The 24,728-nt window shown below is 62.8% G+C and carries 22 protein-coding genes; 19 read left to right on the forward strand and 3 right to left on the reverse strand.

Annotated features, from left to right (window positions below):
- Positions 1-3: 3 nt before the first annotated feature.
- Complete coding sequence (gene uraH, locus FJ941_RS15320; RefSeq protein WP_140506771.1) at positions 4-378, reverse strand: hydroxyisourate hydrolase; 375 nt, start codon at positions 376-378, stop codon at positions 4-6.
- Between the two features lie 198 nt (positions 379-576).
- Between uraH and puuE the strand changes: the two genes are divergently transcribed.
- The 15 genes from puuE to FJ941_RS15395 all read left to right on the forward strand — a co-directional run bounded on the left by puuE (position 577) and on the right by FJ941_RS15395 (position 17,279).
- Positions 577-1,995, forward strand: a complete 1,419-nt coding sequence (gene puuE / locus FJ941_RS15325; RefSeq protein WP_140506773.1) for an allantoinase PuuE — start codon at positions 577-579, stop codon at positions 1,993-1,995.
- A gap of 9 nt (positions 1,996-2,004) precedes the next feature.
- Positions 2,005-2,868 (forward strand): bifunctional allantoicase/(S)-ureidoglycine aminohydrolase, encoded by an 864-nt coding sequence (locus FJ941_RS15330; RefSeq protein WP_140506775.1) that lies wholly within the window; start codon positions 2,005-2,007, stop codon positions 2,866-2,868.
- Complete coding sequence (locus FJ941_RS15335) at positions 2,865-3,368, forward strand: ureidoglycolate lyase (RefSeq protein WP_140506777.1); 504 nt, start codon at positions 2,865-2,867, stop codon at positions 3,366-3,368. The genes FJ941_RS15330 and FJ941_RS15335 overlap by 4 nt, the downstream gene beginning before the upstream one ends.
- On the forward strand, positions 3,368-3,961 hold the full coding sequence (locus FJ941_RS15340; protein WP_140506779.1) for a nucleoside deaminase: 594 nt from the start codon (positions 3,368-3,370) through the stop codon (positions 3,959-3,961). Before FJ941_RS15335 ends, FJ941_RS15340 begins: the two co-directional genes overlap by 1 nt.
- A gap of 72 nt (positions 3,962-4,033) precedes the next feature.
- Entirely contained in the window at positions 4,034-4,420 is a 387-nt protein-coding gene (locus tag FJ941_RS15345) for a type II toxin-antitoxin system MqsA family antitoxin (RefSeq protein ID WP_140506781.1), read from the forward strand.
- Between the two features lie 79 nt (positions 4,421-4,499).
- Entirely contained in the window at positions 4,500-6,485 is a 1,986-nt protein-coding gene (locus tag FJ941_RS15350) for a CocE/NonD family hydrolase (protein WP_140506783.1), read from the forward strand.
- 154 nt (positions 6,486-6,639) lie between these two features.
- Positions 6,640-8,226: an ABC transporter substrate-binding protein gene (locus tag FJ941_RS15355; RefSeq protein ID WP_140506785.1), complete on the forward strand. Its 1,587-nt coding sequence runs from the start codon at positions 6,640-6,642 to the stop codon at positions 8,224-8,226.
- Between the two features lie 16 nt (positions 8,227-8,242).
- Positions 8,243-9,202 (forward strand): ABC transporter permease, encoded by a 960-nt coding sequence (locus FJ941_RS15360; protein WP_015314326.1) that lies wholly within the window; start codon positions 8,243-8,245, stop codon positions 9,200-9,202.
- 9 nt (positions 9,203-9,211) lie between these two features.
- Positions 9,212-10,036, forward strand: a complete 825-nt coding sequence (locus FJ941_RS15365; protein WP_140506787.1) for an ABC transporter permease — start codon at positions 9,212-9,214, stop codon at positions 10,034-10,036.
- Positions 10,036-11,691: an ABC transporter ATP-binding protein gene (locus FJ941_RS15370; protein ID WP_140506789.1), complete on the forward strand. Its 1,656-nt coding sequence runs from the start codon at positions 10,036-10,038 to the stop codon at positions 11,689-11,691. Before FJ941_RS15365 ends, FJ941_RS15370 begins: the two co-directional genes overlap by 1 nt.
- Positions 11,692-11,908: 217 nt before the next feature.
- Positions 11,909-13,495 (forward strand): ABC transporter substrate-binding protein, encoded by a 1,587-nt coding sequence (locus FJ941_RS15375; RefSeq protein WP_140506791.1) that lies wholly within the window; start codon positions 11,909-11,911, stop codon positions 13,493-13,495.
- A gap of 82 nt (positions 13,496-13,577) precedes the next feature.
- Complete coding sequence (locus FJ941_RS15380) at positions 13,578-14,417, forward strand: alkaline phosphatase family protein (RefSeq protein WP_140506793.1); 840 nt, start codon at positions 13,578-13,580, stop codon at positions 14,415-14,417.
- A gap of 204 nt (positions 14,418-14,621) precedes the next feature.
- Positions 14,622-15,188: a sigma-70 family RNA polymerase sigma factor gene (locus FJ941_RS15385; RefSeq protein WP_140506795.1), complete on the forward strand. Its 567-nt coding sequence runs from the start codon at positions 14,622-14,624 to the stop codon at positions 15,186-15,188.
- Positions 15,185-15,853, forward strand: coding sequence for an anti-sigma factor (locus FJ941_RS15390; RefSeq protein ID WP_140506797.1), 669 nt, complete (start codon positions 15,185-15,187; stop codon positions 15,851-15,853). The genes FJ941_RS15385 and FJ941_RS15390 overlap by 4 nt, the downstream gene beginning before the upstream one ends.
- Positions 15,843-17,279, forward strand: coding sequence for a S8 family serine peptidase (locus FJ941_RS15395; RefSeq protein ID WP_140506799.1), 1,437 nt, complete (start codon positions 15,843-15,845; stop codon positions 17,277-17,279). The genes FJ941_RS15390 and FJ941_RS15395 overlap by 11 nt, the downstream gene beginning before the upstream one ends.
- Before the next feature lie 428 nt (positions 17,280-17,707).
- On the opposite strand, the gene FJ941_RS15400 is transcribed toward FJ941_RS15395, so the two are convergent.
- On the reverse strand, positions 17,708-17,899 hold the full coding sequence (locus FJ941_RS15400; protein ID WP_140506801.1) for a hypothetical protein: 192 nt from the start codon (positions 17,897-17,899) through the stop codon (positions 17,708-17,710).
- A 57-nt stretch (positions 17,900-17,956) separates the two neighbouring features.
- Positions 17,957-18,979: a substrate-binding domain-containing protein gene (locus FJ941_RS15405; protein WP_140506803.1), complete on the reverse strand. Its 1,023-nt coding sequence runs from the start codon at positions 18,977-18,979 to the stop codon at positions 17,957-17,959.
- A 363-nt stretch (positions 18,980-19,342) separates the two neighbouring features.
- Here FJ941_RS15405 and FJ941_RS15410 point away from each other — a divergent pair, with 363 nt between their 5' ends.
- The 4 genes from FJ941_RS15410 (at position 19,343) to FJ941_RS15425 (ending at position 24,710) form a co-directional block, all read left to right on the forward strand.
- A complete protein-coding gene (locus FJ941_RS15410) occupies positions 19,343-20,698 on the forward strand; it encodes an ABC transporter substrate-binding protein (RefSeq protein ID WP_140506805.1) in 1,356 nt (451 codons plus the stop codon).
- A gap of 173 nt (positions 20,699-20,871) precedes the next feature.
- Positions 20,872-21,885 carry a sugar ABC transporter permease gene (locus FJ941_RS15415; RefSeq protein WP_140506807.1) on the forward strand — a complete coding sequence of 338 codons (1,014 nt, stop codon included), beginning with the start codon at positions 20,872-20,874 and terminating at the stop codon, positions 21,883-21,885.
- A gap of 1 nt (position 21,886) precedes the next feature.
- The gene (locus tag FJ941_RS15420; RefSeq protein ID WP_140506809.1) at positions 21,887-23,041 is read left to right on the forward strand and encodes a carbohydrate ABC transporter permease; all 1,155 of its coding nucleotides are present in this window, start codon (positions 21,887-21,889) and stop codon (positions 23,039-23,041) included.
- A gap of 4 nt (positions 23,042-23,045) precedes the next feature.
- Positions 23,046-24,710, forward strand: a complete 1,665-nt coding sequence (locus tag FJ941_RS15425) for an alpha-glucosidase (RefSeq protein WP_140506811.1) — start codon at positions 23,046-23,048, stop codon at positions 24,708-24,710.
- The last annotated feature ends 18 nt before the right edge of the window (positions 24,711-24,728 follow it).

Below are 24,728 nucleotides of genomic sequence, written 5' to 3' on the forward strand. Positions count from 1 at the left end.
GCCTCAGCTCCCCCTGTAGGTGGAATAGCCGTACGGCGAGATCAGCAATGGTACATGATAATGCATCGCCTCCGCCATGCCGAAGCGGATCGGCACGCTGTCCAGGAAGGCAGGCGCGGGCAGCTTCGTGCCCTGGCCGCGCAGATAGTCGCCAGCCGCGAACACCAGTTCGTATTCTCCGGTGCGGAAGTCGGCACCCGCCAGCAGCGGCGCGTCGCAGCGGCCGTCGGCGTTGGTGACGACCTCCTTCAGAAGCGTGCGATCGGCACCGTCGAGACGGTAGAGCGCGATCGACAATCCCGCCGCCGGCCTGCCGGTCGCGGTATCCAGGACATGGGTCGTCAGACGCCCGCCATCGGCTTTCGACGTTTCTGCCATTGGCCGCCTCCCATTTTCCAATAAATTGGTCGGTACAATCGAGCACTAACGATGAATTGTGCGCCAATTAAAGGCGATGCATAAGTCCCGGTCGAGCGGAGTGCGACAAAAACACTTTCAAAAATTTTGAGGGGAATGCGAGAAGCACCCTTTCGATATCCTGATCATACTTCCGGTGATGCCGGGCGCGGAGGGACGATGCGTTACACCAGGGACATGCGTGGCTACGGAGCCAATCCGCCGGATCCGAAATGGCCTGGCGGCGCGCATGTCGCCGTGCAGTTCGTCGTCAACTACGAAGAGGGCGGCGAGAACTGCGTGCTCCACGGCGACAAGGCTTCGGAAGCCTTCCTGTCGGAAATCGTCGGCGCGGCGCCCTGGGTGGGCCAGCGCCACTGGAACATGGAATCAATCTACGAATATGGAGCGCGGGCCGGCTTCTGGCGGCTGCTGCGCCTGTTCAGCGAAGAGCAAGTGCCTGTGACCTGCTATGGCGTCGCCACGGCGCTCGCGCGCTCACCCGACCAGGTCACGGCCATGCAGGAAGCCGGCTGGGAAATCGCCTCGCACGGGCTGAAGTGGATCGATTACCGCGACCACGACGCCGAGGACGAGCGCCGCGACCTCGAAGCGGCGATCAAGCTGCATTACGAGGTGACCGGCCAGCGCCCGACCGGCTGGTACACGGGCCGCACATCGGTCAACACGGTGCGGCTGGTGGCCGAAGAAGGCGGCTTCGATTACGTCTCGGACACCTATGACGACGAACTGCCTTACTGGTTCGAGCATGCGGACGGCACGCAGCTCATCATCCCCTACACGCTCGACGCCAACGACATGCGCTTTGCCACGCCGCAGGGTTTCAACTCGGGCGACCAGTTCTTTGCCTACCTCAGGGATAGTTTCGATACGCTCTATGCCGAGGGCAAGGCAGGCAGGCCGCGCATGATGAACATCGGTCTGCACTGCCGCCTCGTCGGGCGGCCGGGCCGGGTGGCGGCGCTGAAACGCTTCGTTGATTATGTCAAATCGCACGACAAGGTCTGGCTGGCACGGCGCATCGACATCGCCAAGCACTGGCAAGAGAACCATCCCTATAAGCCGGCCGCTCTGCGCCCGTCGAAAATGGAATTCGAGACGTTCGTTCACACCTTCGGCGGCGTGTTCGAGCATTCGCCCTGGATTGCCGAACGTGCCTACGAGCTGGAGCTCGGCCCGGCGCACGACACGGCCGGCGGCGTGCACAATGCGCTCTGCCGTATCTTCCGTTCCGCCAGCGAAACCGAGCGGCTCGGCGTGCTCAACGCCCATCCCGACCTCGCCGGCAAGCTGGCCAAAGCCAGGCGGCTGACGGCGGAATCGACCAGGGAACAGGCTTCCGCCGGTCTCGACGCGCTGACCGACAAGGAGCGTGAATTGTTCTCCAAGCTCAACGCCGCCTATGTCACCACCTTCGGCTTCCCCTTCATCATCGCGGTGAAAGGCAAGACAAAGGAGGAAATCCTCGCCGAATTCGAAGCCCGCATCGGCAACGGCCGCGGCGTCGAATTCGAAACCGCCTGCAAGCAGGTCGAGCGCATCGCGCTGCTCCGCCTCAAGGACATGCTTCCACAATAGGTTTGAACCATGGATACGATCAGGATGCCCGAGCGCACCTATTATGCCCCACAGGGCGGCCATCCCGGCCAGAACGAACTTCTGACCGGACGCGCCGTCTTCACCGAGGCCTATGCCGTCATTCCCAAGGGCGTGATGCAGGACATCGTCACCAGCGCCTTGCCGTTCTGGGACAAGACGCGTGTCTGGATCCTGTCGCGGCCGCTGTCCGGCTTCGCCGAGACGTTTTCGCAATACATCGTCGAGGTCGCGCCCGGCGGCGGCAGCGACCGGCCCGAGCCCGATGCCGGCGCCGAGGGCGCCCTGTTCGTGGTCGAGGGCGAACTGACGGTTCTGCTCGACGGCAAGAAACATGTGTTGCGCCCCGGCGGTTTTGCCTTCCTGCCGCCGGCCAGCAGCTGGACGGTCCGCAACGAAGGCAAGGCGGCTGTCCGCTTCCACTGGATACGCAAGGCTTATGAGGAGGTCGATGGCCTTGAGATTCCCAGGGCCTTCTTCGCCAACGAACAGGAGATCGCGCCGACGTCGATGCCGGGCACCGAAGGCCGCTGGGCAACGACGCGGTTCGTCGATCCCGCCGATCTGCGCCACGACATGCATATGACCATCGTCACGCTCGAGCCCGGCGCGGTCATTCCTTTCGCCGAGACACATGTCATGGAACACGGGCTCTATGTGCTCGAAGGCAAGGCTGTCTACCGGCTCAACCAGGACTGGGTCGAAGTCGAGGCCGGCGACTATATGTGGCTGCGCGCCTTCTGCCCGCAGGCCTGCTATGCCGGCGGCCCCGGCAAATTCCGCTATCTGCTCTACAAGGATGTCAACCGGCATGCCAAGCTCGGCGGGGCTGGCATCGCGAAGCGGACGTCATGACCCGCATCGTCGCGCGGCCGCTTACCCGTGAGGCCTTTGCCGAATTCGGCGACGTCATCGACATGGGCGGCGACAATCACTATCCGATCAATGGCGGCAAGGCCGAGCGCTACCACGCCCTCGCCACCGCTGAAGCTGCAGGGCATAACGCCCGCGTGCTGATTTCCATGGTACGCGGCACGCCCTACGAGATGCCGCTGAAGCTAACCATGGTCGAGCGTCATCCCTTGGGCAGTCAGGCGTTCATCCCGCTGTCGCCGCGTCCGTTCCTGGTCGTCGTCTGCCATGACGGCAAGGAGGGGCCGGGCGAACCACATGCCTTCATCACCGCACCGGGGCAAGGCATCAACTATTCCCGCAATCTGTGGCACGGCGTGCTGACGCCCATCAGAGAGCCTCAGGACTTTTTGATTGTCGACCGTGGCGGCGACGGCGCCAATCTCGAGGAATTCCATTTCTCGCACGCCTACGAGATCCATATCCCCGACGAGAGCTTGTGATGACCGACATTTCGCTGATCGACCGCCTGCTCGACGTGATCGAGCACGAAATCGTGCCGAAGACGGCAGAAGGCGTCGCGCACGGCAACAAGCTGTTCGGCGCGGCGATCCTGCGCAAGGGCGACCGGTCGCTGGTGCTGGCCGAAACCAACAACGAGATGGAAAACCCGCTCTGGCATGGCGAGGTGCATTGCCTGAAGCGCTTTTACGAAATGCCCAAGGCCGAACGTGTCGACACGAAAGATGCCATCTTCATTGCCACGCATGAACCCTGTTCGCTCTGCCTGTCGGCGATCACCTGGACCGGCTTCGACAATTTCTACTATTTGTTCAGCCACGAGGATTCGCGCGACAGTTTCGCCATCCCGCATGATCTCAAAATCCTGAAAGAGGTCTTCACCCTCGACCCCGGCGGCTACAACGCCGAGAACGCCTATTGGAAAAGTTTTTCGATTCGCAGGCTGGTGAGAGCGCTGCCCGAGGTCGAGCGCCAGCGGCTGGAGGAGCGGATCGGCAGGATTTCCAGACGCTATGACGAGCTGTCCGGCGCCTATCAGGCGAACAAGGCCGAAAACGACATTCCGCTAAATTGACGCGGACCTCATATGAATGGAACTTGAGTTGCCACCTTTATGGTGGCAAATTGAGATATGGAGAATAGGACCATGATTTCCCCCGAAACCGGGGAGATGCTGATGGGCGGGGTCCGTTCATTCACCGTAACCTATAAGGGCGAGAGCATGATCATCGACCTGCCCGGTTATTATCCGCCATCGGATCGCGAGGGTGTGCATGTCGGCGACGACATGGCCGCTGTCGATGCCGCCTTGCGCGCGCTCAAGGAGAAGGTCGACGGCGTGCCGGCGCCGTCAACCATCCGCCGCATGCGCACGAAGCTCAAGCTGTCGCAACGCGAGGCCGGATCCCTGTTCAAGGTCGGCGAGAACGCCTTCGACAAGTATGAAAGAGGCTTGATCGAACCGAGTGGCCCGACCATTCAATTGATGACATTGCTGGAGAAACATCCCGAACTGCTCGACGAATTGCGGTAGCGGCACAGGTCGCATATTTCGCTGCTCCAGTCGCGAATGACGATTGAAAGTTCTCGTGCCGCGGAGCGTTATGCCTGCCATGAAAACCATCACCGAATTTCCCCGCAAGGTCGTCGAATTTCCCGACATGGGCATCGTCATGCCCGATGGCTGCCGGCTGTCGGCGCGGGTATGGATGCCGGAGGATGCGGGCGACGATCCAGTACCTGTCATCCTTGAGCACCTGCCTTACCGCAAGCGCGACGGCACGATCTTTCGCGATCAGCTTACCCATCCCTATTTCGCCGGCCACGGCTACGCCTCGATCCGCGTCGACATGCGCGGCAACGGTGATTCCGAAGGGCTGATGGACGACGAATATTCCGAGCAGGAACTGCAGGACGCCTGCGATGTCATTGCCTGGGCGGCGGCGCAGCCCTGGTGCAACGGCAATGTCGGCATGATGGGCATCTCCTGGGGCGGCTTCAATTGCCTGCAGGTGGCGGCCAAACAGCCGCCGGCGCTGAAGGCAGTGATCAGCCTGTGCTCGACCGTCGACCGCTATGCCGACGACATCCACTACAAGGGCGGCTGCCTGCTGCTCGAGAATTTCGGCTGGGCCTCGACCATGCTGTCCTATTCGTCGCGGCCACCGGATCCGCTGATTGCCGGCGACGACAAATGGCGCGATCTGTGGCTGAAACGGCTGGAGAACCAGTCGTTCCTTTTGCCGCTGTGGCTCAGCCACCAGCATCGCGACGCCTATTGGAAACGCGGTTCGATCTGCGAGGATTTTTCCGCTGTTCATGCTGCAGTGCTGTCGATCGGCGGCTGGCACGACGGATACCGCAACACGATATCGCACCTCGTCAGCAACATCGAGGCACCAGTCAAGGGCATCGTCGGACCGTGGATTCACAAATACCCGCACTATGCCGAACCCAAGCCCGCGATCGGCTTCCTGCAGGAAGCGTTGCGCTGGTGGGACCACTGGCTTAAGGGCGCCGAGACCGGCGTCGAGGCCGATCCCGACTACCGCGCCTATGTGATGGACAGCGTGCGTCCCGCCCGATGGCATCCGGAGCGACCCGGCCGCTGGATAGCCGAGCAGGAGTGGCCGTCGTCCAATATAGCGGTCGAAGCGATCGAACTCATTTCCCCTGATGCGGGGCCTTCAACCGTCGCTTCGCCGCAGACCTGCGGGCTTGCCGGCGGCGAATACTTTCCGTTCACCTTCGGGCCGGAATTGCCGGGTGATCAGCGCCCTGACGATGGGCTGTCGGCGTGTTTCGACCAGCCTGAGCTCACCAAGCCGATCGAGATCGTCGGCGCGCCGGAGTTTGAGGTCCTGCTTGCCTCCGATCGGCCCCAGGCCAACATCGCGGTCCGGCTTTGCGACGTGCATCCCGACGGCGCCTCGGAACTTATCTCCTATGGCGTGCTCAATCTGACGCACCGCAACTCGCATGAATTGCCCGAGGTGCTGGTTCCCGGGGAGGAGGTTTCGGCGCGTGTCGTGCTCGACCAATGCGCCTACCGCGTGCCGGCCGGCCACCGTCTGCGCGTCGCCGTTTCGACCGCCTACTGGCCAATGATCTGGCCTTCGCCGGAACCGGCACGACTGACCTTGTCGGAGGCCACGCTATCGGTGCCGTTGCGACTGCTGGCAACAGGTGACGAAGCCGTTTTCGCCGAGCCGGAAGGGGCCGCGCCCTGGGCGACCGAGACGATCCGTCCGGCCAATTCCGAACGCCATGTCGACCGCGACGAAAAGACGGGAATCGTCACGCTTTCCATTGCCGATGATTTCGGCGAAGTGCGCGATCTCGACCACGGCCTGGTCAACGGCAGCATCGCCCGCGAAACCTGGACCATCCATCCCGACGATCCTCTGTCAGCCTCGGGGAAAACACACTGGACGCAGACCCTGTCGCGAAATGGATGGTCGGTCCGCACCGAAACATGGGCCCAGATGCGGTCGGACGCACAAAACTTCATCGTCAGCGCCAGAATCGAGGCCTACGAAGGTGAAAACCTCGTCTTCGAGCGCGATTTCGACGAAAAGGTCCCGCGCGCGCTGGTTTGAGTGCTGAAATCGTTGGTCCAAATGCGACGTGCGATTTACGCCACGGCATGTCGCATTCGGTCTTGCTTACCGCTTTCCCTTGCGGTCATTATTCCCTTTAACAACAAGCAAGAAAATCGACCGCAGAGTCGAACCAACAGAGTGAGGAACTCAAATGTCAAATGAACTGGAATTCCTTAGCCGGCGGGTTGCGTCGGGCAAACTGAGCCGTCGTGATTTTCTCGGCCGGGCGGCCGCGCTCGGCATCGCCGCACCCTTCGCCAACGCGCTGCTTTCAAGCGCTGCGCGCGCGGCGGGTCCGGTCAAGGGCGGTACGCTGAAGGCCGGCCTGGTCGGCGGTGAATCCACCAACAGCCTCGATCCGGCGCTGATGATGACGCAGGTGCCGTTCGCTTTCGGCAAGTGCTGGGGCGAATTGATCGTCGAGCTGTCGCCGGACGGCAAGCTCGAGAACCGCATCGCCGAAGAGATCGGCTCTTCGGACGATGCGAAGACCTGGACGTTGAAGATCCGCGACGGCGTCGAATTCCACAACGGCAAGACGGTGACCGCCGAAGATGTCGCCGCCACGCTCGAGCGCCATTCGGACGAGAAATCGAAATCCGGCGCACTCGGCTATATGAAGGGCATCGAGACCATCAAGGCCAGCGGCAAGGAAGTGGTGCTGACGCTGAAGGAAGCCAACGCCGACCTTCCGTATTTGCTCAGCGACTATCACCTGATCGTGCAGCCCAATGGCGGCAAGGACAAGCCCGACGCCGGCATCTCGGCCGGTCCATACGTGGTCAAGACCAACGAGCCGGGCGTGCGCCATGGCGGCGAGCGCTTCGCCAATTACTGGCAGGGCGACAAGATGGGCCATGCCGACCAGATCGAGGTCATCGTCATCAACGACGCGACGGCGCGCACGGCAGCACTGCAGGGCGGCCAGGTCAACATGATCAACCGCGTCGAGCCGAAGATCGTCGACCTGATCAAGCGCGTGCCGGGCGTCACCATCCGCAACCACGCTGGCCCCGGCCACTACGTGTTCATCATGCATTGCGACACGGCGCCGTTCGACAACAACGACCTCAGGATGGCGCTGAAGCTGGCGATCGACCGCGAGGAGATGCTGACCAAGGTGCTGCGCGGCTACGGCTCGCTCGGCAACGACTTCCCGATCAACGCGTCCTATCCGCTGTTCAGCGAGATCGAGCAGCGCAAGTATGATCCCGACAAGGCCAAGTTCCACTACAAGAAATCTGGCCATGACGGCACCGTGCTGCTCAGGACCTCGGACGTTGCCTTCCCGGGCGCTGTCGACGCGTCACAGCTCTTCCAGCAGAGCGCGGCCAAGGCGGGCATCAAGATCGAGCTCAAGCGCGAGCCCGGCGACGGCTACTGGAACGAAGTCTGGAACAAGCAGCCCTTCTGCGCTTCTTATTGGGGCGGCCGCTCGACGCAGGACCAGATGTACTCGACCGCCTATCTGTCGACAGCCGACTGGAACGACACGCGTTTCAAGCGCCCGGATTTCGACAAGATGGTGCTGGCGGCTCGTGCCGAACTCGATGAGGCCAAGCGCAAGCAGATGTACCACGACATGGCTGTCATGGTGCGCGACGAAGGCGGCCTGATCCTGCCGATGTTCAACCAGTTCATCGACGCCACCGGCGCCAAGGTCGATGGCTGGGTGGACGACCCGCATCAGGAGCTGATGAACGGCTACGCCCTGGCGAAGTGCTGGCTGCAGGCCTGAGTCCGGCTTTGCAGAGATGTCTTCACCCATCCTGAAACTAATTGCCCAGCGCATTGCGCTGGGCATCCTGCTTCTGTTGGCCATCTCGGTCTTGATCTTCGCCGGCACGCAGATCCTGCCCGGCGACGTCGCGCAAGCCATTTTGGGACAATCGGCGACACCCGAGTCGCTGGCCAATTTGCGCGAGCAGCTTGGGCTGAACGACCCGGCCTATGTCAGGTATTTCCATTGGCTCGGCGGCGTCTTGACCGGCGACCTCGGCACTGCGATGTCGAGCGGGCAGGATATCGCGACCTCGATCAAGTCGCGCTTGTGGAACACACTGTTCCTCGCCTTCTGGGCGGCGATCGTGGCTGTACCGCTGGCCATCATTCTCGGGCTGATCGCGGTGCGCTACCGCAATGGCTGGGTCGACAAGCTGATCTCCGGCCTGGCGCTCGCCTCGACCTCCTTCCCGGAATTCTTCATCGGCTATGTGCTGGTCTATTTCTTCGCCGTGAAGTGGCAGATCTTTCCCGGCATTTCGACCGTCTATGAAGGCATGCCATTCGGTGAGCGGATGCAGGCGATCGCGCTGCCGGCGACGGCGCTGACGCTGGTGGTGCTCGCCCACATGATGCGCATGACGCGAGCTGCGATCCTCAATGTCATGCAGTCGGCCTATGTCGAGACGGCGGAACTGAAAGGCCTGTCAGCCTTCAACGTCATCCGCAAGCACGCCTTCCCCAATGCCATCGCGCCGATCATCAACGTCGTCATGCTCAACCTCGCTTATCTCATCGTCGGCGTCGTCGTGGTCGAGGTGATTTTCGTCTATCCCGGCATGGGACAATATCTCGTCGATCACGTGACCAAGCGTGACGTGCCGGTGGTACAGGCCGTCGGCCTGATCTTCGCCGCCGTCTACATCAGTCTCAACATCATCGCGGACATAGCGGCGATCGTCGCCAATCCGCGTCTGCGACATCCGAAATAGGGGGCGGGCATGCTCGATATCAAACGCATCCCCATCCCCGCGTTGATCGGCATTATCCTGACGGCACTGTTCGTGCTGGCGGCGATCTTCGCGCCGTGGATTTCGCCGCATGACAACGCCGAAATTGTGGGCGATGTCTGGGAGCCGATGTCGGCGGGGCATTGGCTGGGCACCGACAATCTCGGCCGCGATTTGCTGTCCCGGATGATCTATGGCGCCCGCATCACCTTGTTCATCGCGGTGCTGGCCACCGCGCTGTCGTTCTCGCTCGGCGCCATCCTTGGCTTTTCGGCTGCGGTGTTCGGCGGCTGGTTCGACACAATCTTGTCGCGCCTCGTCGACCTCCTGATGTCGATCCCGACACTGATCATGGGCCTGGTGGTGCTCTCGGTGCTGCCAACCAACCTGGTGACGCTGATCCTGGTGATGGGCATTCTCGACTCGACGCGCGTCTATCGTTTGTCGCGCGCGGTCGCCGTCGACATCAACGTCATGGACTATGTCGAAGCCGCCAAGCTGCGCGGCGAGGGCAGCGTCTGGATCATCTTCCGTGAAATCCTGCCCAACGCGTTGTCGCCGCTGATCTCCGAGCTCGGCCTGCGCTTCATTTACGCGGTGCTGTTCCTGTCGACGCTTTCCTTTCTCGGCCTTGGCGTGCAGCCGCCGGACGCCGACTGGGGCGGCATGGTGAAGGAGAACAAGGACGGCATCGTGTTCGGCATAGGCGCAGCGCTCATTCCCGCGGCCGCGATCGCGGCGCTGGCGATCTCGGTCAATCTTGTCGCCGACTGGGTGCTGAACCGCACGACAAGTCTGAAGGGAGGACGCGGGTGATGGCCGACGGCAAGGCAAAGTCCACCCCTCTGCTCGACATCCGCAATTTGCGCATCGAGGCGACGGTCTATCCGCCCGGTGAGGCGCCGAAGACCATCACGCTGGTGCACGACGTCTCGCTGACACTGGAGAAGGGCAAGGTGCTCGGCCTGATCGGCGAATCCGGTGCCGGCAAGTCGACCATCGGCCTGTCATCCATGGGCTATGGCCGTGGTGGCGTGCGCATCACCGGCGGCGAGGTGCTCCTCAACGGCCGCGACATCCTCAAGGGCGGCAAGGAGGACTTTCGCAAGCTGCGCGGTCGCGAGGTCTGCTATGTCGCGCAGTCGGCGGCGGCCGCTTTCAATCCCGCGCACAGGCTGATGGACCAGGTGGTGGAAGCCACGCTGCTGCACGGAACGGCGACACGAGCGGAGGCCGAGAAGCGCGCCGTCGCGTTGTTCAAGAAGCTCAGCCTGCCCAACCCGGAAGCCATCGGCGAACGCTTTCCGCACCAGGTTTCAGGCGGCCAGCTGCAGCGTGTGATGACGGCGATGGCACTGTGCTCGGAGCCTGACCTGATCGTCTTCGACGAGCCGACCACGGCGCTCGATGTGACGACGCAGATCGACGTGCTGGCGGCAATCAAGGATGCTATCCGCGACACCCATGTGGCGGCGCTCTACATCACGCACGACCTGGCCGTCGTCGCCCAGGTTTCGGACGAGATCATGGTGCTGCGTCACGGCCGGCTGGTCGAATGGGGAGGCACCCGCCAGATCATCAAGGAACCGCGGCAGGAATACACCAATGCGCTGGTTTCGGTGCACGAGATCGAACATGCCGAACAAAAACCCGGCACCGCGCCGTTCCTGTCGGTCAAGAACGTGACCGCCGCCTATGGCGGCGGCCACGTCAAGGTGCTGAAGAACGTCTCGGTCGACATCTACCCCGGCCAGACGCTGGCCGTGGTTGGCGAATCCGGCTCCGGAAAGTCGACGCTGGCGCGCGCCATAACCGGACTTTTGCCGCCCGAGCAAGGCACCGTTACATTCGACGGGCGCCCCTTGGCCAACCGGCTTGCCGACCGGCCGAAGGAAGACCTGCGCCAGCTGCAGATGATCTATCAGATGGCCGACGTGGCGATGAACCCGCGCCAGACCGTCGGCACCATCATCGGCCGGCCGCTCGAATTCTATTTCGGCATGCGCGGCAGGCAGCGCGATGCCCGCGTCGCCGAACTGCTCGACAAGATCGAAATGGGCAAGGGCTTTGTCGACCGCTACCCGGCCGAGCTTTCCGGCGGCCAGAAGCAGCGTGTCTGCATCGCCCGCTCGCTCGCGGCAAAACCCAAGCTGATCATTTGTGACGAGGTGACCTCGGCGCTTGACCCCCTGGTGGCGCACGGCATCCTGAAGCTTCTGCTTGAACTGCAGAAGGAGGAGAACGTCGCCTATCTGTTCATCACCCACGACCTCGCGACGGTGAAGTCGATCGCCGATTCGATCGCGGTGATGTATCGCGGCGAGGTGGTGCGCTATGGTTCGAAAAGCAAGGTGCTGACGCCCCCCTTCGATGACTACACCGACCTTCTCTTGTCATCGGTCCCGGAGATGGAGATCGGGTGGCTGGAAAAAGCGATCAAGGGGCGGCGCATGGCCAGCGCGGGGAACTAGCGCGGTTCACCGTTTCACGGAAACGATGAACTGCTCTATCTCTTTGTTTTTACGCAATTCCGGACGGAAACCGTTCACACTTTTGGAATTGCTCTAGCCAGCCGGCGATCCGCCAGCCAGGGAGATGGCGGCCGTCATCCGCATGCAACACTAGGACGCCACACGTCCTTTGGACGGGCGCCACTGGTGCGACGTTGTTTTCAACAAGGGGTAGGACATGAAAGCTGAACTCGACCATCTCGCTGAACTCGCCGGCCGGGGCCGGATATCGCGCCGCGACTTCCTTGGCCGTACCGCGGCACTGGGCGTGTCGGCGGCGCTGGCCACGACGCTGGCCGGCAGGGCCTTCGCACAGACGCCTGTCAAGGGCGGCGTCCTCAAGGCCGGCCTGCAGGGCGGTGAATCGACCAACAGCCTCGATCCAGCGCTGAACCTCAGCCAGGTCACCTACAGTTTTTGCAAGCAGTGGGGCGAATATCTGGTCCGGCTGATGCCGGACAACAGCCTGACTCACCTGATTGCCGAGGAGATCGGCGCATCCAAGGACGCCAAGACCTGGACGATCAAGGTGCGCGACGGCATCGAATTCCATAATGGCAAGACCGTTGCCGCCGAAGACGTCGCCGCCACGCTCGAGCGCCATGCCGACGAGAAATCGAAGTCGGGCGCGCTCGGCGTTCTCAAGAACATCAAAGGCATCAAGGCCAGCGGCAAGGAAGTCATCGTCACGCTCGGCGCCGCCGACGCCGATTTCCCCTATCTGATGGCCGACTACCATCTCGTCATCCAGCCGAATGGCGGCAAGGACAACCCCAACGCGGGCATCAGCGCCGGTCCTTACAAAGTCACCGTCAACCAGCCCGGCGTGCGCCATGGCGGCGAGCGTTTCGCCAATTACTGGCGTGGCGACAAGGCGGGGCATGCCGACCAGATCGAGATCGTCGTCATCAACGACGCCACGGCCAGGCTGGCGGCGCTGCAGGGCGGCCAGGTCCACATGATCAACCGTATCGAGCCGAAGGTCGTCGACCTGGTCAAGCGCATTCCAGGCGTCAGCATCGAGAACGTGTCGGGCCGGGGCTATTACCCGTTCAACATGTTCTGCGACACCGCACCGTTCGACAACAATGATCTGAGGATGGCGCTGAAGCTCGCCATCGACCGCGACGAAATGCTTGAGAAGATCCTGCGCGGCTACGGCTCGGTCGGCAACGACTTCCCGATCAACGAGGCCTATCCGCTATTTACCGCCATCGAACAGCGCAAGTTCGACCCGGAGAAGGCCGCGGCAGCCTACAAGAAATCGGGCCACAGCGGCTCCATCCTGCTGCGCACCTCCGACGTCGCCTTCCCCGGCGCCGTCGACGCCGCCCAGCTCTACCAGCAGTCCTGCGCAAAGGCGGGCATCAAGATCGAGATCAAGCGCGAGCCGGGCGACGGCTATTGGTCGGAAGTCTGGAACAAGCAGCCCTTCTCTCTTTCCTACTGGGGCGGACGCCCGACGCAGGACCAGATGTATTCCACCGGCTATGTCTCGACGGCCGACTGGAACGACACACGCTTCAAGCGGCCGGAATTCGACAAGATGCTGTTCGCGGCGCGCGGCGAACTCGACCAGGACAAGCGCAAGGCGATCTACCACGACATGGCGGTGATGATGCGCGATGAAGGCGGATTGATCGTGCCCTTCTTCAACCAGTTCATCGACGCGGCCGCCACCAACAAGATCAGCGGATGGGTCAAGAACCCGATCGGCGAAATGATGGATGGGTACGCGCTGGGAGAATGCTGGCTGAACGCGTGACATCTGTCTCATAGCGAAAGCGCCGCGTGTCCGAACGACACGCGGCGCACTCGTTTCAACAGACAATCGCATGGAGCAACCCGTGGCGATCCAATCCAAGCTTCTGCTGATCATCCTCGATGGCGTTCCCTACCGGAACTGGCGCCGGCTGATGGGCAATCTCGAAGGCTGGGTGCAGTCGGGCGGGGCACGAGTGTGGAAGATGCGCTCGGTGCTGCCGTCGACCTCGGCCTGCTGCTATGCCTCGATCCACACCGGCGTGTCGCCGCAGGTGCACGGCATCCTGTCCAACGAGAACCGCTTTCGCGTCGTGCAGCCCGACATCTTCTCGGAAGTCAGCAAGGCCGGCGGCAAGACCGGCGCGGTCACCCATTCCTACTGGTCCGAATTCTTCCGCTCCTACCCGTTCGATCTCGTCGAGGACATGGAATATGACGAGCCGGACGGCCCGATCAAGCATGGCCGCTTCCACACCATGACCGGCTACAATCTCAAGAACCAGATGACGCCGAGCGATGTCGACCTGTTCGCGACGCTGACCATGCTCACCCGGCGCCACGGCATCGACTATGGTGTCCTGCACACCTGCACGCTGGACTCGATGGGCCACCGTTTCGGCCATGACTGCCACGAGATGGACCATGCCTGCTACGCCATGGACGGCATGCTGGCGGCCTTCCTGCCGGGCTGGATCGAGGCCGGCTACGAGGTCATGGTCACCGCCGACCACGGCCAGACCGACCGCGGCCACCATGGCGGCCATGACGACGAGATGCAGGATTTCGCGCTGTATTATTTCGGACAGGGCGAAGGGCCGGACGCCGATACGCTGCTCGACCAGTTGCAACTGGCGCCAACGGTTCTGAGCCGGCTTGGCGTGCCGGTGCCGGCGACGATGAAAGCGAAGGCTTTTCTGTCCTGAAAGCGAAGGCTTTTCTGTCCTGATCGAGTGGCTGGCGCCGCCCCTCATCCGCCTGCCGGCACCTTCTCCCCGTAAATGGCGAAAAGGGATGCTCTGGCAACCGTCCCGCTCTTCGGTTAGCCTCCCAGAATTCCTTGGCGGAGGATGAACCTTTTTGGATCGATCGGCGACAGAGCGGACAGGAGCCAGGCGGCTCGACCGGCCATGACGGCGGCGACGGAGACCGATCGCGCGCTTGTCGACCGGGTCGCGAAGGGCGACCGGGCTGCCGTGCGGCTCCTGTTCATGCGTCATCACGCGCGGGTCTACCGCTTCGTGGCGCGCCAGACGGGATCGGAAATGATGGCTGACGATATCGCGAACGAAGTGTTCCTCGAACTGTGGCGCCAGGCGCCGAGCTTCGAAGGGCGGTCCGAAGTCTCGACATGGCTGCTCGGCATCGCCCGCTTCAAGGCGCTCTCGCTGCTGCGCAAGAAGAAGGAAGATTGGATCGACGACGAGGCCGCCGCGGCGGTGCCCGATAGCGCCGACACGCCTGAGGTCGTCACCATGAAGGAGGACAAGGCCGCCGCCTTGCGCCGCCTCATCGACGCCTTGCCTGAGGAGCACCGCACGGTGATCGACCTCGCCTATTATCAAGGGCAATCGGTGACCGAGATCGCACAGGTGCTCGGCACCCCGGTCGCGACCGTAAAGACCCGTATGTTCTACGCCCGCAAGAAACTCGGCGAAGCCTTGAAGGCCGCCGGTTACGACAGGGGGTGGCCATGAGCGCCGCTGAAAAGATGTCGCGCCGCGACGAAATGGAAACGCTGCTGCCGTTCTACCTGAACGGTTCGCTCGAAGGTTCGGATCTGGAAGCCATCGAAGAATGGCTGGCCACAGATCCGGCGGCACTTGTCGCGCTCGGCGAGGCGGAAGCCGAGTTCTCCGGCACGGCGGCGGCCAATGAGGCGATCCGCCCGCCGGCCGATGCGCTCAGCCGCTTCGCCAAGGCGCTCGACGCGGAGGCAGGGCCGGTTCGGGCGCCCGCAAGCGCATCCTGGTTGGCGCAGACCTGGGGCCGTCTTATGGCGGTGCCGGTCGGCGTCGCCTGGGCGGCGGCAGCGGTCCTGCTGGCCTTGATCGCGGTCCAGTCTCTGGTGCAGCCTGGCGGCAAGGGCGGCAATTTCGAGATCGCCGGCGCACAAGACGATCTGGCCAAATTGCCGTTCGCGCTGATCAAATTCAAGCCGGACGCCAGGATGGCCGATATTGCGGCCTTTCTCGACGCCAACAAGCTCAAGATCATCGGCGGGCCGACCGCCGACGGCGTCTTCAGGCTCGCCATTCCGGCGACGACAGCCGCCGACTATGAGAAACTGCGGGGCCTTATTGCCGCCCAGCCTTTCGCGGAGGCTGTGATCGAGGGAAGGAAACCTGTTGATGGCGGTTGAGGCGGTCATTCGATTTGCGGCTATCCTGGCGGCGGCGATGACGATCGCCGCCGTGCCTGCGTCGGCGCAGAGCAACGATGCCACTCCCGACCGGACGCAAATCGATTGCAGCAACGAGGCCAAGGCGGCCGCGGCCGACTGCGTCAAGGACGGCGGCGATAAGGGTGGGTCGGGTGCGGCCCAGGCCGGCGCCGTTTTTCTGCCCGCCTTGATCATTGACCTCTTCCCCAACCCGGCCGCCCTTCCTGCACCGGTTCCGGCACCACGGCCGGAGCCCGCGACAGCCCCCGCCGGGAACCAGGCAGGCCCGCCATCCGGTGGCCCGATCATCTCGCCGACCGATCTCATCGCCGTCCAGTCGCGACGCGCCGTGACCGGCGACTTCGTACCCGACGAGGTGTTGGTGACCGTCGAAGGCGATGCCGAAGCCGTGCAGCAGATCGCCGCTTCCTTCGGCCTTGAAGTGCGCTCGCAGCGCCAGTCCCGGCTGCTCGGCACCACGCTGGTGCGTTTCGGCATTCCCGATGGCCGCCCCGTCGGCGTCGTGCTGGCGCAGCTTGCCGCCGACGGCCGCACGCAGCGCCGCGAGCCCAATCATATCTATTCGCTGCAGCAGGCGGCCGGCATCGTCAACTATGCCTTCGACCGTATCGCGCTCGACGCCAAACAGGCCAGTGGCGAGAACGTGCGTGTCGCCGTCATCGATACCGGCATCGACGATACCAATCCGGCTCTGGCCGGGGTCATCGCCGCGCAGTTCGACGCGATGCCCGACGTCCCGATCGAAAAGCGCGACCACGGCACTTCGATCGATGGTCTGATTGCCGGCGTCGGCCCGCTGGAAGGCATGGCGCCGGGCGCGAAAATCTACCACGCGCGTGCCTTCGAGGGCGGCAAGTCGACCATGGACGTCATCCTGTCGGCGCTCGACTGGGCGGCGGACCAGAATGTCAGCATCATCAATATGAGCTTCGTCGGCCCGAAAAACGACCTGCTCGGCACCGCCTGCCGTAATGCACGGGCGCTCGGCATGGTGCTGGTCGCCGCCGCCGGCAACAACGGCCCGAAGGCGCCCTATGGCTATCCGGCCGCCTTTGACGGTGTCATCGCGGTGACGGCCACCGACGCCAGTGACGGACTGATGCCGCAGGCCAATCGCGGCGCTTATGTCTTCATCTCGGCGCCGGGCGTCGAGATGGTGGCACCGAGCGGCGCCGGCTCGGACGTGGTGACGGGCACCTCGTTTGCCGCGGCGATCGTCAGCGGCGCCATCGCCAACCTCATCCACGCCACGCCCGACCGCTCGGCCAACGACATCGAGAAGGCACTTGCAGTGACGGCGAGAGATCTCGGGCCCAAGGGGCGCGACAATGATTTCGGCTACGGGCTGCTGGATCTTAAGGCGGCCGACGCCGTGAGGGAGTAGGTTTTTCGCTTCAGGCGTCGATTTCGTCGATCTGCGGCCGATCAACCTGTCGCCAGTTGGCCGGGTTCGACGGAATAGCGGAAGCAACGCCACTCCAAGACAAAGCCCGGCGACAGCCAAACCGATTATTGCCAGCCATCGCATTAATACCGCCTGCTCATCGCTGCCAATAACCCGGTAAAGGCCGTTGATCTCGATCATTTCCGAGTTGGACAACCGCTTCTTGGGCAGCCTTCGATCGGAATAGAAATATTTGATCATGGCGTTGAATTCGAGTTCACTTCCGATGAACATTTCGGTGGGGTTCAGGTCTGACGTGACATGGCCTTCATAGGTGAGTTCCTGTGTGGGACATCAACATTGTTGAAGTCCGGGGTTGTGGTTGACGATCTCGACCACTTTCCGCTCTGCTCGCCCGGCTTCCAGATTCATTTTTCGATGCCAGGCAACGTCCAGAAGACAGCGCCGGCCACGGTGAGCAGGAACGCCACTAAGCCAAGCAGACGCACAAGATGGCCTATGGTGCGCGTCGGTTCGACCGTGCGGCCAACCAAGGCAGCCGGTACGCTGGCTTCGCGCCCGCGTTGGCCGAAAACCGCATTTGGCTGATCGATTTTCATCCGGCCATGTTGGGCTAAGCGCGCTAAACGCGGGGTTAAGAGGGCACTCTGGCGACCCTAGGCCGGCGCGCCGGCGACCGATCCCCTGACCACCAGGTCGACCGGCCAGACCTCCCCGCGCGCACCCTCCTCCAGTCCCGATATCCGCGCCGCCAGCCGCTCGGCGATGCGCGCGCCGGCCAGCCGGATCGACGAGCGCGTCGTCGACAGCGGCACGGAAAAATTCTCCGGCTTCAGCCAGGGAAAGACGTCGTCATGGGCGATCAGCGAGATGTCGCCGGGAATGCTGAGGCCAAGGTCGCGCACCGCGCGCACGACGCCGAGCGCCATGATCAGGCTGGAGCAGGCGATTGCCGTCGGCGCGCCGTCCTGTTCAAGCAGGCGCCGGGCGGCGCGATAGCCGTTCTCCTCGGTCATGACGACGGAGCAGACATGGCGATCGTCCAATGTCAGGCCGCTTGCTGCCAGTGCCCGGCGCAGGCCGCGCTCGCGATGAATGGCGAAGGTTTCCCCGTCATCGCCATTGATCAGTGCCAGCCGCCGGTGGCCGAGCTGGACGAGCAGCCGGGCGGCCTCGTGGAAAGCGCCTTCATTGTCGATGTCGAGAAAGGGATAGTCGAAGTCCAAGCCCTCGCTGCGGCCATGGACGATGAAGGGAATGCCGAGCGTATTGACCAGCGCCACGCGCCGGTCGGCGGGCCTGGGCGAAGAGATGTAGACGGCATCGACCTGCCGGTTGGCGACGACGCGCCGGTAGGTCGTCTCCTGATCGTCGGCGTCGGTCGGGGACAGGACAAGGTCGAGTTCGTGCGAGCGGGCATAGTCGCCGAGGCCGGACAGGAATTCGACGAAGTGGGGGTCGATGTCGACGGCGGCACCCGTCGGCAGCACGTAGCCGATCATTCCGGACTTGCCCGTGGCCAGCCGACGCGCGCTCGGATTGGGACGATAGCCGTGGCGCTTGGCGGCGTCCATGACGCGCCTGCGGGTTTCCTCGTTGACTTCGGGATAGCCGTTCAGCGCCCGGCTTACCGTTGTCTGCGAAAGCGCCAGCATATGTGCGAGTTGCTTGAGGTTCACGAGAGGCCTCCCTGCCTCAAAGCGCTTTTAGATTGAACCGACCAAAACACTAACCGAGATGCGGCCACATCGCGGAGACCATATGCGTGCGGGGGTCCGCTTTGAAACAGAAATTGCTGTTGCGCCGCCAAAAAAGCATGTTGCGACGCACCTTTCGAGCGCAGACTGCTGGCAATTAAATCGATTAGTTCGCGAACACTCTTGACTCTTGATTGATTCAATGGCGAGATCGGCAAAGCCAAAGCGCTTTGGAAGGCTCTTCGAAAGGTTGCGGTTCCCTTGCGAGTGAGTCACAGTCCTGCGGCGTCGGCGGGCGGAATGGAGGTTCCGTCCTGTATGTGTGACCCACTGGGAGGAATACCGATGAAGAAGTTGCTTTTGCTGGGCGTTGCGTCTGCCGCGTTCGCCCTGAGCGCGCCCGCGCAGGCCGAACTGAAGTTCAAGCCCGGCGAAGATCAGCACTTTCACTGGGCAAATTATGAAGACCTCAAGAAAGTCGACCTCAAGGGTGAGACCTTGTCGATCTTCGGCCCATGGCGTGGCGAGGACGAGGCGCTTGTCCGGTCGGTACTCGATTATTTCTCCGAGGCCACCGGCGCAGAGGTCAAATATTCCTCGTCCGAGAATTACGAGCAGCAGATCGTCATCGACACCCAGGCCGGCAGCCCGCCCAACATCGCCGTCCTGCCGCAGCCGGGCCTCATCCAGGACCTCGCTTCCAAGGGCGTGCTGACCCCGCTCGGCGACGACGTCGCGGCCTGGGTCAAGGAGAATTACGCCGCCGGCGACTCCTGGGCCAAGCTCGGCACCTATACGGGCAAGGACGGCAAGCCGGGCTTCTATGCCTTTCCCTACAAGATCGACGTGAAGGGGCTTGTCTGGTACTCGCCCGACAATTTCGAGGAAGCCGGCTACAAGGTGCCGAAGACGCAGGAAGAACTGGCCGAGCTCGAAAAGAAGATCATCGCCGATGGCGGCAAGCCCTGGTGCATCGGCCTTGGCTCGGGCGGCGCGACCGGCTGGCCGGCGACCGACTGGGTCGAGGATATCATGCTCAGGACGCAGCCGCCTGAAGTCTACGACAAGTGGGTGAAGAACGAGATCCCGTTCACCGATCCGGCAGTGGTCAACGCCATCGACATCTTCGGCAAGATCGCCACCGACGACAAGATGGTCGACGGCGGCGCCAAGGCGGTCGCGGCGACCGACTTCCGCGACAGCCCGAAGGGCCTCTTCACCGTGCCGCCGAAGTGCTACATGCACCATCAGGCATCGTTCATCCCTTCCTTCTTCCCGGAGGGCGTGAAGCTTGGCCAGGATGCGGACTTCTTCCCCTATCCGCCCTACGCCTCCAAGCCGGAACTCGGGACGCCGCTGGAGGTGGCCGGAACGCTGGTGATGATCACCAAGGATTCCAAGGCGTCGCGCGAATTCATCAAGTTCCTGCAGATGCCGCTCGCGCATGAATTGTGGATGGCGCAGAAGAGCTTCGTCACCCCCTTCAAAGGCGCCAACAAGGACGCCTATGGCAGCGATGCGTTGAAGAAGCAGGGCGAGATCCTGGTCGGCGCCACGACGGTGCGCTTCGACGGCTCCGACCTGATGCCCGGCAAGGTGGGCGCCGGTTCGTTCTGGACCGGCATGATCGACCTGGTCGGCGGCAAGTCCGCCCAGGACGTCGCCACCGACATCCAGAAGAGCTGGGACGCTATCAAATAGGCCGCTCCGGCGCGACCTAACCCTTCCTGATCTTGCTAATGGATCCGGGCCATAGCCCGGATCCGACTGGCGGTGCATGCCGGAAGCTTCGCGTTTCGATTGTTCCGAATAACTGAAAGTCAGCGCATCGGTCGCCAGCATCGCTGGCCGGTCACGCGCAGGGAGAGGGACCCATGGCGGCTCAGATTTTCTCGGCAATATTCGTCATCATCATCGGCGTCGGCGGCTGCGTCGCCTATTTCTGGGGCGCCAACAAACTGCTCGACCTGATCTTCCCCGCGCGCGGGGTGTCCGGGACGACCGCCGTTAACAATCTGCGCCGGCAGGGATTGGTGCGGCCCTGGTTATTCGTGGGTCCGGCGCTGATCATCCTGACCATCTACCTGATTTACCCGGTGATCGCGACGCTGTGGCTGTCTTTCTTCGACCGCGGCGGCACGAGTTTCGTGGGGTCCGCCAACTACGAGTGGGCGCTGCGCGATCCGGATCTGCGAAACGCCATCCGGAACAACATACTGTGGCTGGCGGTGGTGCCGGCGGCCTGCACCTTCCTCGGCCTGATCATCGCCGTGCTCACCGACAAGATATGGTGGGGCACGATTGCCAAGAGCCTGATCTTCCTGCCGCTGGCCATCTCCTTCGTCGGCGCCAGCGTGATCTGGAAGTTCATCTACGAATATCGCGGCCAGGGCCAGACCCAGATCGGCCTGCTCAACGCCATCATCCAGCATTTCGGCGGCCAGCCGCAGGTCTGGATATCGCTGCCGTTCTGGAACAACTTCTTCCTGATGGTCATCCTGATCTGGATCCAGACCGGCTTCGCCATGGTCATCCTGTCCTCGGCGCTGCGCGGCATCCCCGAAGAAACACTGGAAGCCGCGGTCATCGACGGCGCCAACCCGTTCCAGATCTTCTGGAAGATCATGGTGCCGCAGATCTGGGGCACCATCGCGGTGGTATGGACCACCATCACCATCCTGGTTCTGAAAGTGTTCGACATCGTCCTGACCATGACCAACGGTCAATGGAACAGCCAGGTGCTGGCCAATCTGATGTTCGACTGGATGTTCCGCGGCGGCGGCGATTTCGGCCGCGGCGCGACCATTGCCATCATCATCATGATCGCTGTCATTCCAATCATGATCTGGAACATTCGCCAGGCCAACAAAGAGACGGGAGGGCACTGAGATGGCCGTCGCGACCGGAAATTCGTTCGCCAGCCGTTTCGGCGTCCATATCGCGGTGCTCGTCTTCGTGGTGATCTGGACCATCCCGACGCTCGGCATCCTCGTCTCGTCGCTGCGCGACAAGGACCAGATCATCGCCTCGGGCTGGTGGAATTCCTTCGCCAGTTCCAGCCAAACAGAAGCCGGGCGACTGCCGGCCGCCTCGACACAAGCAGAAAAGGACGGCAAGTTCGTTCTCCAGGGCAATATCTTCGGCGACGGGGCCAAGCGCGCTATAAGCGCCTTCGGCGTCAAGGCGGCGGCACCGACGCAGTATCCTGCCGGCACATCAGCCGATCTCGGTGACGGCGTGACCCTGCAACTCAACGCCGACGGCAGCTTCGTCATGGCCTCGCCAAAGGCATTCGAAGGCGACCGGGGCCAGCGCGTCTACTACGCTTCGTCGGCGCCGCCGAAATTCACCACCGACAATTATCAGACCGTGCTGTTTTCCGAAGGCATCGGCCGCTCCTTCATGAATTCGCTGACGGTCACCATCCCGGCGACCGTCATCCCGATCCTGATCGCGGCGTTTGCCGCCTATGCGCTGGCCTGGATGCGCTTTCCGGGCCGCGCGCTCTTGATCGCTGTCGTCATCGGCCTGCTGGTGGTGCCGCTGCAGATGTCGCTTATCCCGCTCCTGAAGCTCTACAACGGCGTCGGGACGTTCTTCGGCGTGCCGTCCAAGACCTATCTCGGCATCTGGCTGGCGCATACCGGTTTCGGCCTGCCCTTCGCCATCTATCTGCTTCGAAGCTACATTGCCGGCCTGCCGCGCGAGATCATGGAATCGGCGCGCATCGACGGCGCCAGCGATTTCGAGATCTTCGTCAAGATCGTGCTGCCGCTGTCCTTCCCGGTGCTTGCCTCCTTCGCCATCTTCCAATTCCTGTGGGTATGGAACGATCTCCTGGTGGCAATGGTTTTCCTCGGAACGGCGCCCGACCAGATCGTGCTGACGGCCAAGCTCAATGCGCTGCTCGGCTCGCGTGGCGGCAACTGGGAGATCCTGACGACATCGGCCTTCATCACCATTATCGTGCCGCTGATCGTTTTCTTCTCGCTGCAGCGTTATTTCGTCCGCGGGCTGCTGGCCGGCTCGGTGAAAGGAGGTTGAGACAATGCACTCGGCTTTGAAGGCGACTTCGAAACCAGATCCCGCCATTGATCGCGACTGGTGGCGGGGCGCGGTGATCTACCAGATCTATCCGCGCAGCTATCAGGACTCCAACGGCGACGGCATCGGTGACCTCAAGGGCATCATCGGCAGGCTGCCCTACATTGCGGCCCTTGGCGCGGATGCCATCTGGATCTCGCCTTTCTTCAAATCGCCAATGAAGGATTTCGGCTACGACGTCTCGGATTATTGTGACGTCGACCCGATGTTCGGCACACTGGCCGACTTCGACGCGCTGACGGCGGAGGCGCACCGGCTGGGTCTCAAGGTGATGATCGACGAGGTGCTGTCGCATACCGCCGATATCCATCCCTGGTTCATGGAAAGTCGCTCGAGCCGCACCAATCCGAAGGCCGACTGGTATGTCTGGGCCGACGCAAGGCCCGACGGCACGCCGCCCAATAACTGGCTGTCGATCTTCGGCGGCTCGGCGTGGCAATGGGACACCAGCCGCCAGCAATATTACCTGCACAATTTCCTGGCCGAGCAGCCCGACCTCAACTTCCATAGCCGCCAAGTCCAGGACGCGCTGCTCGACGTCACCCGCTTCTGGCTGGAGCGCGGCGTCGACGGCTTCCGTCTCGATACCATCAATTTCTACTTCCACAGCCAGGGGCTGGAAAACAATCCGCCGCTGCCGCCGGAAGAGCGCAACGACCAGACCGCGCCGGCGGTCAACCCCTACAACTACCAGGATCATATCTACGACAAGAGCCGGCCGGAGAACCTCGCTTTCCTCGAGCGCTTCAGGGCGCTGCTCGACGAGTATCCGGCGACCGCGGCGGTCGGCGAAGTCGGCGATTCGCAGCGCGGGCTGGACGTGGTCGCCGCCTATACCGCCGGCGGCAAGCGCGTGCATATGTGCTATTCCTTCGACTTCCTGGCGCCGGAAAAGATCAGCGCCGCCAAAGTGCGCTCGGTGCTGGAAACCTTTGGCAGGGTCGCCAGCGACGGCTGGTCGTGCTGGGCGTTTTCCAACCATGACGTGATGCGCCCGGCCTCGCGCTGGGCCGCCGACGAAGCCGACCCGTCCGCCTATCTCAAGGTCATCTCGGCATTGCTGATGTCGCTGCGCGGCTCGGTCTGCATCTACCAGGGCGAAGAACTCGGGCTCGGCGAGGCCGACCTGCGCTTCGAGGACCTGCAGGACCCCTACGGCATCCGCTTCTGGCCGGAATTCAAGGGCCGCGACGGCTGCCGCACGCCCATGGTGTGGGATGGCGGCGCCAGGAATGGCGGCTTCTCCCCGGCAAAACCCTGGCTGCCGGTGCCGGCCAAGCATCTGTCACAGGCGGTCAACGTGCAGCAAGGCGATGAGACCTCCCTGCTTGAGCATTACCGGCGCTTTCTCGCCTTCCGCCGCGCCCATCCGGCGCTGGCAAAGGGCGACATCACCTTCATCGAAAGCGAGGGCGACACCGTCGCCTTCACCCGCCGGGCGGGCAATGAGGAGGTCGTCTGCGTTTTCAATCTGGGCGCCAGGCCGACGAAGGTTGACCTCGGCAACCGAACCCTGCAACCTTTGGTGGGACACGGGTTTTCCGGGCAGGCGAGCACCGGTTCGGTCGAACTCGGCGGTTACGACGCCTGGTTCGGACGCATAGGCTGAAACATCCGAGGAATCACT

This window comes from Mesorhizobium sp. B2-3-13 (assembly GCF_006442195.1).
Classification (GTDB): domain Bacteria; phylum Pseudomonadota; class Alphaproteobacteria; order Rhizobiales; family Rhizobiaceae; genus Mesorhizobium; species Mesorhizobium salmacidum.